Source organism: Asticcacaulis sp., from assembly GCF_027484505.1.
Taxonomy (GTDB): domain Bacteria; phylum Pseudomonadota; class Alphaproteobacteria; order Caulobacterales; family Caulobacteraceae; genus Asticcacaulis.
In genome coordinates this window covers 17,508-28,876 of record NZ_JAIXSV010000242.1, presented here as the reverse complement: position 1 = coordinate 28,876, position 11,369 = coordinate 17,508, and the positions used below count along the sequence as shown (strand labels likewise).

Annotated in this window: 11 protein-coding genes; 9 read left to right on the top strand and 2 right to left on the bottom strand. The window is 61.6% G+C overall.

All coding sequences use genetic code 11. The features are described from left to right. From Q0072_RS14360 to Q0072_RS14320, 9 genes are all read left to right on the top strand, one after another. A partial coding sequence (locus Q0072_RS14360) for a YmdB family metallophosphoesterase (RefSeq protein ID WP_298331396.1) occupies nt 1-246 on the top strand: 246 nt, incomplete at its 5' end. A gap of 166 nt (nt 247-412) precedes the next feature. After that, nucleotides 413-1,171 carry a YebC/PmpR family DNA-binding transcriptional regulator gene (locus Q0072_RS14355; RefSeq protein ID WP_298331394.1) on the top strand — a complete coding sequence of 253 codons (759 nt, stop codon included), beginning with the start codon at nt 413-415 and terminating at the stop codon, nt 1,169-1,171. 108 nt (nt 1,172-1,279) lie between these two features. Beyond that, complete coding sequence (locus Q0072_RS14350) at nt 1,280-2,080, top strand: TVP38/TMEM64 family protein (protein WP_298331391.1); 801 nt, start codon at nt 1,280-1,282, stop codon at nt 2,078-2,080. 190 nt (nt 2,081-2,270) lie between these two features. Further along, on the top strand, nt 2,271-3,314 hold the full coding sequence (locus Q0072_RS14345; RefSeq protein WP_013479130.1) for a rod shape-determining protein: 1,044 nt from the start codon (nt 2,271-2,273) through the stop codon (nt 3,312-3,314). A gap of 199 nt (nt 3,315-3,513) precedes the next feature. After that, nucleotides 3,514-4,587, top strand: coding sequence for a rod shape-determining protein MreC (gene mreC, locus Q0072_RS14340; protein WP_298331387.1), 1,074 nt, complete (start codon nt 3,514-3,516; stop codon nt 4,585-4,587). Between the two features lie 4 nt (nt 4,588-4,591). Further along, nucleotides 4,592-5,215 carry a hypothetical protein gene (locus Q0072_RS14335; protein WP_298331385.1) on the top strand — a complete coding sequence of 208 codons (624 nt, stop codon included), beginning with the start codon at nt 4,592-4,594 and terminating at the stop codon, nt 5,213-5,215. Next, nucleotides 5,212-7,191 (top strand): penicillin-binding protein 2, encoded by a 1,980-nt coding sequence (gene mrdA / locus Q0072_RS14330; protein ID WP_298331383.1) that lies wholly within the window; start codon nt 5,212-5,214, stop codon nt 7,189-7,191. The genes Q0072_RS14335 and mrdA overlap by 4 nt, the downstream gene beginning before the upstream one ends. Before the next feature lie 7 nt (nt 7,192-7,198). Beyond that, a complete protein-coding gene (rodA, locus tag Q0072_RS14325) occupies nt 7,199-8,362 on the top strand; it encodes a rod shape-determining protein RodA (protein ID WP_298331381.1) in 1,164 nt (387 codons plus the stop codon). Between the two features lie 33 nt (nt 8,363-8,395). Then, complete coding sequence (locus tag Q0072_RS14320; protein WP_272741267.1) at nt 8,396-8,935, top strand: hypothetical protein; 540 nt, start codon at nt 8,396-8,398, stop codon at nt 8,933-8,935. Here the strand turns inward: Q0072_RS14320 and Q0072_RS14315 are convergent. Further along, complete coding sequence (locus Q0072_RS14315; protein ID WP_298331375.1) at nt 8,932-9,642, bottom strand: NAD-dependent deacylase; 711 nt, start codon at nt 9,640-9,642, stop codon at nt 8,932-8,934. The genes Q0072_RS14320 and Q0072_RS14315 overlap by 4 nt on opposite strands. 4 nt (nt 9,643-9,646) lie before the next feature. Then, nucleotides 9,647-11,347 carry a gamma-glutamyltransferase gene (ggt, locus tag Q0072_RS14310; RefSeq protein WP_298331373.1) on the bottom strand — a complete coding sequence of 567 codons (1,701 nt, stop codon included), beginning with the start codon at nt 11,345-11,347 and terminating at the stop codon, nt 9,647-9,649. Nucleotides 11,348-11,369 lie beyond the last annotated feature (22 nt).

The window sequence follows — 11,369 nt, the reverse complement described above, 5'->3', positions numbered from 1 at the left end:
TATCAGACCGATGCCGGGGCCTGCGCCGATTACGACAGCGTCATCGGCATGGACAAGGAGGAGCCGCTGCGTCGCTTCACCACGCGCATCGGCAAGGAGCGCTATAAGCCGGCTTCAGGTCCCGCGACCCTGTGTGGCGTTTTTGTTGAAACGGATGACAGGACAGGACTGGCCACGCGTGTCGAACCCATCCGCCTGGGCGGACGGCTCAAGACGGTGTTGCCAGAACTTCAGGTTTCGGTTTAGAAGCAGCGCATTCCGGTGATGTAAGGCTCTGATGAAGGGCCGAACTCCCATCATGCAAACATGTGAAAAATACGCGAAGGGCCGCCCCGAGCGTATTTTTCCCGATATGGACAACACAAAAAAGTATTCGGCTTTGGCCGAAGACTTTGTTTGTGAGTGAGGGTTTATGGCTGGCCATAGTAAATTCAAGAACATCATGCACAAGAAGGGTCGCGCCGACGCGGCCCGTTCCAAGCTGTTTTCCAAGCTGGCGCGCGACATCACCGTGGCCGCCAAGTCGGGTATGCCTGACCCGGCCATGAACCCGCGTCTGCGTCTGGCGGTCAACAACGCCAAGGCCGAGTCCATGCCGAAGGACAATATCGACCGCGCCATCAAGAAGGGGGCGGCCGGTGAATCCGACAATATGGAAGAAATCCGCTACGAAGGCTTCGGGCCGCAAGGCATCGGCATCATCGTCGAGACCCTGACCGATAACCGCAACCGTACCGGCGGCAATGTGCGTTCCTACTTCACCAAGTTCGGCGGCAATCTGGGTGAAACCGGTTCGGTCAGCTTCATGTGGGACCGCATGGGCCAGATCGAATACCCGCTGAAGGCCGGGTCGGCTGACGCCATCATGGAAGCGGCCATCGAAGCCGGGGCTGCCGATGTCGAAACCGATGAGGACGAGGAAGACGGCGGCCACCTGATCTTCACGGCCTATGAAGACCTCAACGCCGTGACCGAAGCCGTGGCCAAGGTTTTGGGCGATCCCAAGTCCACCAAGTTCATCTGGAAGCCGCAGACTCTGTCGCCCATCACGGGTGATCCGGCCAGGACGCTGATGAAGCTGATCGACGCGCTCAACGACGATGACGACGTGCAGGCGGTCTATGCCAATTTCGACATCTCGGACGAAGAGATGGAAGCGCTCAGCGCCTGATCATCAGCCCCTCCGGAAACGGAGGGGTTTTTGTTTGAGTAAGGCCACGCCATAAACTTTGCCTCTTTATATTGATTTCGATTGCGCGCCGTCGCACATAGGCACGTCATGACCGAAACGCCTGACCCTTCCGAACCGGGGCGCGATGCCGCCAACAGCCCGCTGCCCCTGTGGCGGCGCTGCTGTCAGTTCCTGTTCGAGATGGATGCCAAGACGGTGCGCGCCATCTGGGTGACGCTGGCTCTGTTTGCCATGATTGGGGTCATCTTCCTGATCGGCAAGACCGATTTCGGCCATGAGGTGACACACGAATTCGAACTGTGGATGGCCGAATACCGGGATTCCCCCTGGGGTATCTTCATCGTCATCGCCGTCTTTACGCTGTCGGCCTATATCGGCGCGCCGCAGTTTGTGCTGATCGCGGCCTGCGTGGTGGCCTTCGGGCCGTGGCTGGGCTTCTTCTATTCATGGGTGGCCACCGTCGTGTCAGGGGCCGCCACCTTCTATACGGGGCGGCTTATCGGGGCGGATACGTTCAACCGCATCGGTGGCGGGCATCTGGGGCGGCTGTCGGACTATATCGGGCGCAACGCCTTTTCGGCCTCGTTCATCGTGCGCAATGTCCCTTCGGCGCCGTTTATCATCGTCAACATGGCCTTTGGGGTGTCAAAGGCTCCGTTCACCGGTTTCATACTGGGGCTGGCGCTGGGCTCGATCCCCAAGACGGCGCTGGTGGCGCTGTTTGGCAATGTCTTTACGCGCATCGTCGAGGGCGGCGACTGGAAGGGCACCGCGCTGATCGCGCTGATCGGGCTGGCCTGGCTGGGCGTTGTCATTCTGGCCAGACACCTGATCACCAAATGGCGCGAAGGCCGCAGCGCCGCGAGCGGCACTGACGAAAATCAATAGTTTACCGTTATGCGTTTCAAGGTGATTCGAAGTTTTTTTTTGAAGGCCTTGAAATTGACGCGAGATAAGGGCAAGGGAGTTTTCCCCTTGCGGACGGCGCGTGTTTTCGCGGCGCGATGCCCTTAACGGGGACCTATGCGCCGCCGGTAGCCCGGCCACCTCCCAGACAAATTTCTCGCGGTAGTGCTCAATGTTAAAGCCCTTCTTCGGCAGCTTCTCCAACGATATAGCCATCGACCTCGGTACGGCCAACACGCTGGTCTATCAGAAGGGGCGCGGCATCGTGCTCAATGAGCCGTCGGTGGTGGCGCTGCGCAATATGGGCGGGCGCAAGGTGGTGCACGCGGTGGGCATCGAGGCTAAGCAGATGCTGGGCCGCACGCCGGGCCATATGGAAGCCATCCGTCCGATGCGCGACGGTGTTATTGCCGATTTCGAAGTCGCTGAAGAGATGATCAAGTACTTCATCCGCAAGGTGCACAATCGCAAGGGTTTTGTAAACCCGAAGGTTATTGTCTGCGTGCCGTCGGGCGCCACCGCTGTGGAACGCCGCGCCATCAACGACTCGTGTCTGAACGCCGGGGCGCGTCGCGTCGGGCTGCTGCCTGAGCCCATGGCCGCCGCCATCGGAGCAGGCCTGCCTATCCACGAGCCGACCGGTTCGATGGTCGTTGATATTGGCGGGGGCACGACCGAAGTGGCCGTTCTGTCGCTGTCGGGCGTCGTCTATGCCAAGTCGGTGCGCGTCGGTGGGGACAAGATGGATGAAGCCATCACCAACTTCATGCGCCGCAACCACAACCTGCTGATCGGTGAAACCACGGCGGAGCGCATCAAGAAGGACATCGGCACCGCCCGCGTCCCGCATGATGGCGAAGGTCTGGCGATCGAAGTGAAGGGCCGCGACCTGATGCAGGGCGTGCCGCGCGAAGTGCGCATCAGCGAGCGTCAGGCGGCGGAGGCTTTGGCCGAACCGGTGGCGCAGATCATCGAGGCCGTGAAGGTGGCGCTGGAAGCCACGCCACCTGAACTGGCCGCTGACATCGCGGACAAGGGTATTATGCTGACCGGCGGTGGTGCGCTGTTGCGCGGGCTTGACTCGGAAATCCGCGATCAGACCGGCCTGCCGGTGACGATCGCCGAAGACCCGCTGTCGTGCGTGGCCATCGGTTGCGGCAAGGTGCTTGAGCATCCGCGCTGGATGAAGGGCATCCTCGACTCGACGATGTTCTGAGCCTGAAGGGGCGAGGGCAGGGCCGAAAAGCGTCGGTCCTGTCATCAGACCGTCTACAATTTCCTTGATAGTTTCGGACCGAAACTTGCAGTATCTGTCCTCTGAGTGAGGGTCCGGGTGGGCCCGGAGGGAAGTCAGCGTGCGATACGGGGATAACCAGCCTTTTGAACATCTGAAACTGCCCATTACGTGGGGAGTGATGATCCTTGTCGCCGCCATTTGCGTGGTCGCGGCATTGCTGTTCCTGGGTGACCGGCGCGGCGGGCTGGATGCGGCGGCTTATGGCAACCGGGCCGGCTTTGACCGGGCGGCGGCCAAAAGCAATAACCTGCTGTCCTCACCGGCGCACTTCGTCAGCGACCGCACCAATGGCATCGAGGACTATTTCTTCGCCGTCAGCGAAAACCGCGTCCTGAAACAGAAAATTGTCGAGCTGGAACGCTATCGGGATGACTACCGCAAGGCCAAGGAACTGAACCGCCGCTATGAGGTTCTGCTCAATCTGCGCACCGAGCCGGAAGTCGAAAGCGTCTCGGCGCGTTCGGTTTCGGTATCGCGCGGGCCGTTCAACAACAACCGCCTGATTGATGCCGGGTCATCCAGAGGCCTCGCCTTTGGTAATCCGGTAATCAATGAACACGGGCTTGTCGGTCGTGTGGTCGGCGTCAGCCCGGACGTCAGCCGCGTGCTGATGGTCACCGATGTCGTAAGCCGCGTGCCGGTCATGGTCGCCCGCACCGACGCCCGCGCCATGATGGTGGGCGACGGGGGTGGTTTTCCGCGTCTGGAATTTGTGCGCGGCGGGCCCGACGTTCTCAAAAAAGGCGATCAGATTCTGACCTCCGGCGATGGGGGTATCTTCCCGCGTGGCTTGCCGGTAGGGGAAGCGCGGCGCGGGGTCGATGGTGTGTGGCGGGTTGACCTGTATACCAATCGCGGACCTGTTGATCTGGTCAAGGTTATGAAGTTCAAGGATTTCAGCCAGCTTCCGCACGCCGAAGAGGTGCTGCGCACGCCACTGGTCACAGATGTCCTGCCGCCACCGCCCCCGACGGCGGCCGGGACCGCGCAAAGCACCAGCGCTTCAAACGCTACGGTATCAGCCAGCGGAACCGCCGTCAGTTCCGCCGCCACCAGCGCCAATTCGGCCAGTGTTGCGCGGCCACGTCCGACGCCGGTGTCCTCTCCCGCCGCACAGACGCCGCGTCCACAATCCGTTCCGGCCCCTGAGGCGCCGGCGTCGGCCTCGTCCGCCAGCGTCAGCGGAGGCTGAGGCCATGCTGGCTCCGCAACGCCGTCCCCGCTCATCGTCCACCCGCAGCATGACGCCGTCGGCCAGCCGCCGCGCGCGTCTGTACAAGGCGCTGTTTGAAAACCGCACACCGCGCCGTGGATCGGGAGGGATCGTCGGGCCGCAGGACTGGTTGCTCTATCCGGCCCTGATAGCGGTTCTGGCGACGCTGGTGCTGGCTACCGACCTGCCCTTGCCGTTTGGGTGGGACCTGCCGGAGCCGGTGTGGCCCGTGGCGCTGGCCTTTGCCTGGCCGCTGATCCGCCCCAGCTTTATCGCGCCGATCCTGCTGGGTTTGATGGGGCTGTTTCTCGACTATTTCTGGGGCGCGCCGCTCGGTTTCTATGTCATCGGCCTGATGGCGGTCCACGCCGCGACGCTGATCATCCGCAGCTATATTGTGGGGCAGGACACCTGGGTGGTCATCGGGGCCTATACCCTTGCGGTTCTGTTGTTTTTTGCACTCGGCGTGATCATGACCACGCTCGATTCCGGTGTCGTGCCGCGCCTGATCAGCGTGTTTGAACAGATGCTGGCCACCTGGTGTCTGGTCGTCGTCGTGCTGATCCTGCTTGAGCGCTTTCTCAACAGCGATGTGAGGTTCAATTGAGCGAACCCTCCATCTTTTTTGAGGACGTCAACGAGAAGCAGGGGACGTTCCATCGCCGCATCTTTCTGATGGGCGGGGTGACGGCGCTGGGTATCTTTGCGCTGGGCGGGCAACTGGCGCTGCTTCAGATCGTACAGGGCGGCAAGTACAAGCGCCTGTCGGCGGCCAATCAGTTCAATTTCCGCGTCGTGCCACCGCCGCGTGGCAAGATTCTGGACCGCAATGGCAATGTCATTGCCGGGAACCGTCCGTCGTTTCGCGTGCTGATTATCCGCAACGAAATCGACGACCTCGACGATACGCTGGATCAGATTTCCTACGTCCTGCCGCAGGTGCAGGACAATCGCCGCCGGATCGTGCGCGACATCAACCAGTCGCAGCGCTTTGTGCCGACTGTTGTGGCGGCTGACCTTACCTGGGAAGAGTTTTCGCGCGTCAACCTGTTTGCCGCCGAAATCCCCGGCGTGCAGGCGGTGATGGACGAAATCCGCGTCTATCACTACGGCGGGGCCTTTTCGCACGTCGTGGGCTACGTCTCGAAAATTTCCGAAAAGGACCTTGAGGCCGAAGGGGAAAACCCCGATCCGCTTCTGCTGCATCCGGGCTTCCGCATCGGCAAGCAGGGGGTCGAAAAGGCCTTTGACAAGCAGCTTCGCGGCGTGGCGGGGGCCCAGAAGATCGAGGTCAATGCGCGCGGTAACATCGTTGCCGAAGACCCCGATGGCACGCGCCCGCCGACGCCGGGCGAAGACATCACCCTGACGCTGGATGCCGAGGTGCAGGCGCGCGCGCTTGAGGTGTTTGAGCAGGATTCCGGCAGTGCGGTCCTGCTCAACATCCACACCGGCGAAATCCTGTGCATGGTGTCGGCACCATCCTTTGATCCCAACCTGTTCGTGTCGGGTATTTCGTCCAAGGCCTATAAGCTGCTGAACGAGTATGAGCGGCGTCCTCTGCTGGACAAGGCGATCGGCTCGACATTCGCGCCGGGCTCGACCTTTAAAATGGCGACGGCCCTGTCCTTCCTCGATGCCGGGGTCGATCCGTCCGAGCGCGTGGTTTGCCGCGGCTCATATCGTTTTGGTAACCGCACCTTCCGCTGCCACGGCGTGCACGGTTCGGTTGATATGCGCCATGCGCTGAAATTTTCGTGCGACACCTACTTCTATCACATCTGTAACCGCGCCGGCGTGGACCGTATCGCCGCCACCGCGCACAAGCTGGGTCTGGGGGAGTTGTTCGATCTGGAGATCGAAGGGCAGAAGTCGGGGCTTGTGCCGACGACCGAATGGAAGCGCACCTATTTCGATGGCACGAAGGGTCGCCCCAAAGACCCCAAATGGCATCCCGGCGAAACGCTTTCGGTGGCCATCGGGCAGGGCTATACGACGGTGTCGGCGCTGCAACTGGCCGTATATGTGTCGCGCATCGCCAATGGCGGTAAAGCCGTCACGCCGCACCTGATCAAGAAGATCGGGGCGGTGGATACCGATTTTGATTTCAAGCCATTGGGCATACCGCCTGAGCATATCCAGATCGTACGCGACGGCATGGAAATGGTGTCTAACGATGCTGACGGCACAGCGTTCCGTAACTCTCAGCTCAATCTGGGTGACATGAAGATGGCCGGCAAGACCGGTACGGCTCAGGTCATCAACTATGATCGCGCCGGGACGCGCAAGGCGACGCAGTGGAAGAACAAGGACCACGGCCTTTTCGTCTGCTACGCGCCGGTTGATAATCCGCGCTATGCCATGGCGGTCATCGTGCAGCACGGTATCGCCGGGGGACGCTTCGCCGCCCCGAAGGCGCGTGAGATCATGAAGGTGGCCCTGCTCAAGGACCCCGAGCTTCAGGCGCGCATCGTCGCCCCGCCGCCGCCCGAACCCGTCGAAGCCGCCGAAACCGCGCCGCCTGAGGTCGAAAGCACCGAAGTCGCGCCGGAAAGCAACGAATACATCCCTCCCGTACCCTGAGGTTCCCATGGCCGAAAGCGCAATGACCCGGCGGGGTGAACGCGAACGTTATGACATCAAGCTGCTTCAGGTGGATTGGGGCTTTGCGCTGGTGCTGTCGCTGATTGCCGGCATCGGTGTGCTGGTCCTCTATTCGGTGGGGGGCATGTCATGGGAGCCGTGGGCCTATAATCACGTTCTGCGTTTTGGCCTGTGTTTCCTCTTCATGATCGTGCTGGCTCTGGTCGATCTGCGCTGGTGGATGCTGCTGGCCTATCCGGCCTATGGGGTGTCCTTGCTGCTGCTGGTAGCCGTGGAACTGGTCGGGGATGTGCGTATGGGCGCGCAGCGCTGGCTGGAAATCGGGTCCTTCTCCATGCAGCCGTCTGAATTTATGAAGCTGTCCATCGTGATGGCGCTGGCGCGCTGGTATCACGAAGCGGGGACCAAGGACGCGGTGCTGTCGTGGAAGCTGTTGATTCCCTTCACCATGATCATGGCCCCCGTCCTGCTGGTGGCGCACCAGCCCGATCTGGGGACAGCTATGCTGATCCTTCTGACCGGCATTACGGTGATGATCGTGGCCGGGCTCGACTGGCGCATTATCGGCACCGCCGCTGTCGGTGGCGCGGTCGCCATCCCGTTCTTCGTCCTGTTCGTCATGCATGACTATCAGCGCAAGCGCGTTCTGACCTTCCTCAACCCCGAAGCCGACCCGTCGGGTGATGGCTATCACATCCTGCAATCCAAGATCGCTATTGGGTCAGGAGGGCTACTCGGCAAGGGGCTAGGGCTGGGATCGCAGTCGCAACTGAGCTTCCTGCCGGAAAAGCACACCGACTTTATTCTGGCGGCTGTGGGTGAGGAGCTGGGGTTTCTGGGCGCGTTTACGGTGTTTGCCCTCTATGCGCTGGCGGTGTTCATGGCCCTGCGCATCGCGTCGCTTTCGCACTCGCATTTCGGGCGGCTGGCGGCGGCGGGGGTGACGGCGACCTTCGCGCTTTATGTGCTGATCAACGGGGCGATGGTGATGGGGCTGGCCCCCGTGGTGGGCGTGCCGCAGCCGCTTCTGTCCTATGGCGGCTCGGTGATGACCACCGTGATGATCGGCTTCGGTCTGGTTATGGGGGTGAAGGTGCATCGTTATCAGGAATTGCCGCGCACCCAGTCCTTCCTGTCGCATTTTGAGTAAAAGCGCTTCCGGCAGGCGCGAAAGAAACAGACTATGGATTTTGAAGAACTGATCGAACTGGCGCGCGACTCCTATGTGGGGCAATTCGCGCATTTCGCCGATGTGCAGGCCAAGGCTCATCCCGGCGGTGTGGCTGAGGTCAAGCTTGAGGTCTCGGTCGAGGCCGGGCTTTACCGGTCGCTCTACTGTGCCGACTATATGACCGGCCCGGCGGAGGACGACGCGCCGCAGATCGTTGAACTGTCGCCCGATGAAGAGGTGGCGTTTGATCCGATTGTGGTGACGCTGAACGAACTGGAAATGACGGTTGAAGCGCTCGACTGGCACGAGATGAACCTGTCCCTGACCGGTGCGCCGGAAACGCTTCAGGGGCTGGAGGCGTGGTTTGAGACCTGGTTCGACCCGGAAGACCGCAATGTCGATCTGGACTCGCGCTTTTCAGGCCATATTCATTCGCTGCTGGTCGATGCCGACCACCTGCACGTCGATTTCGGCACGGCTCCGGTGCAGGCTCTGATTGACCTGCTGCTGCTGATCGAGATGAACGGCTGCACGGCGGTGCGGGTGTTTTAACCCACTAAACCTTCGATATAGGCCGGAACCACCTCTGTGGCGGGGCCGTAGAGGCGCTCGTTAAACAGACTGTGGCCCTGAGACGGTTCCAGGTTCAGCTCCACCGTGTGCGCTCCGGCCCGCGTAGCCTCCTGCACGAAGCCCGCCGCCGGATAGACGTTGCCCGACGTGCCGATGGAGAGGAACAAGCCGCAGCCCGACAAGGCGTCGTAGATGCGTTCCATCTGAAATGGCATTTCTCCAAACCACACGATGTCCGGACGCAGGCCCAGGCTCCCGAACGGCGAGGGTGTGTCTATATGAATATCGCCCGTCCAGTCGCAGGTCTTGCCGGTTTCGACACAGCGCGCTCGCAGCAGCTCACCGTGCATATGGATCAGGCCAAAGCCGCGTTTCGGCGTGACACCCCGGTGCGCCCGGTCGTGCAGATCATCGACATTCTGCGTCACCAGTAGCACATCGCCGTCATAGGCCGCCGACAGCCGCGCCAGAGCCTGATGCGCCGCATTGGGGGTTACGTCTTTTAACTGTGTGCGGCGTTGATTGTAGAAGTCGTGGACCAGAGCCGGATTGACTTCAAAGCCTTCGGGCGTCGCTACGACTTCGACGCGATGCCCACACCACAGCCCGTCGGAGGCCCGAAAGGTCGGCACGCCCGACTCGGCCGAAATGCCCGCCCCGGTGAGGATGACGATAGAGGGCCGCACGGCGTTACTGCCCTTTCAGCACCACGCCTTCGCGGCGCGGGTCGGCTCCGCCGTCGATGCCGTTGTTGCGGAACATGACGCCGTGCAGGCCGGAGTTTTCGCCCTGTACCTCCTGAATCGTATAGCCCATGTCTTTCAGCCCTTGCAGAACGTCGGGTTTCAGGCCGGCTTCGATGCGGATGGCCGTCGGGTTGGCCACGACGTTTGGCAGGGCGACAGCCTCCTGCACGCTGAGATTCCAGTCGAGCATCCCCACCAGCGCCTTGAGATTATAGGACAGGATGGACGAACCGCCGGGCGAGCCGATCATGCCGATCAGGTGCTTGTCCTTATCGAAAATCAGCACCGGCGACATGGAAGAACGCGGGCGTTTGCCGCCTTCGACCGCATTGGCGATCTTCTGGCCGGTCTTCGTCACCGGGGTGAAAGAGAAGTCGGTGAGTTGATTGTTCAGGAAAAACCCGCCGACCATGCGGCCTGTACCGAAGATGCTTTCGACCGTTGTGGTCATGGACACAGCGTTGCCGTAGCGGTCGCGGATGACGAAATGCGTGGTCCCAGCCGGCTCCTGCGTCGCATCCTTCGCCCAGGCCACGGCGGTCGGCGGCGTGCCATAGGTCGGGGCGGGTGAGGCCTTGCCAATCGTGATGGTGGCCGCACGGTTGCGCACATAGGCCGGATCGCGCAGCCCGTTGATCGGGACGCTGACGAAGTCGCTGTCGGCCACGTACTGATCGCGGTCGGCGTACATCAGCCGTTCGGCTTCGATAATCACCTGCCAGCCGCGCGCATCATTGGCTCCGTAGTCGCTCATTGGGAAGGTTTCGACGATCTTCAGCGCCTGAAGCAACGACACGCCTGAGGAGGGCGGTGGCGGGACGCAGATAATATAGACGCGATAGGTGTCGCAGACCGGCACCCCGGCCTTGGGGAAATACATCTTGAAATCCAGCGGTTGCAGGTCGCCGTGCAGGGGGCCTTCGTGCGTTCTGGCGATCATGGCCTCGACCAGTGGCCCTTCGCGGAAGATGACTGCGCCCTTGTCGGCCAAAGTGCGCAGCGTCTCGGCATAGGCCGGGTTTTTCAGCACGTCGCCTGTCTTTTTGATGCCACCCTTGCCGTCACCGAAATAGGTCTTCACGTCGGGCGTCTGACTTTGCGGGAAGCGGCCGCTGGCCAGATAGTTCCCCAGACGCGGCGAAATGACAAAACCCTCTTCGGCCAGCTTTTCCGGCGTGTGGAACAGGTCCTTCCACGCCAGCTTGCCGTGCTGAGCATGGGCCATGTCGAGCATCAGTACCGCACCCGGCACGCCGGTGGCGCGACCAGAAACCACCGCTTCGCCAAAGGGCAGAGGCGTGCCATCGGGCTTGAGGAACAGGGTGCCGTCGGCGGACTTGGGGGCGGTCTCTCGGCCATTATAGGCCGTCGCCTGACCGGTCTTGTAGTCGTAATAGACCATGAAGGCCCCGCCGCCGAGGCCGGAGCTTTGCGGCTCGACCAGAGACAGGGTGGCCTGAACGGCGATGGCGGCATCGACCGCCGTACCGCCGCGCTCCAGTATCTCCATGCCCGCCTTCGCTGCCAGCGGATTGGCCGCCGCCACAACCGGGGTGAAGCGCTTGGCCGGGGCCGGACTAAATGTGGCGCAACCGCTCAGACCCAAGACCAGTGAAGCAGCGAGAAAAAGGCGGCGTGAGAGCATGGGAGGCTTCCGCGGGAAATGA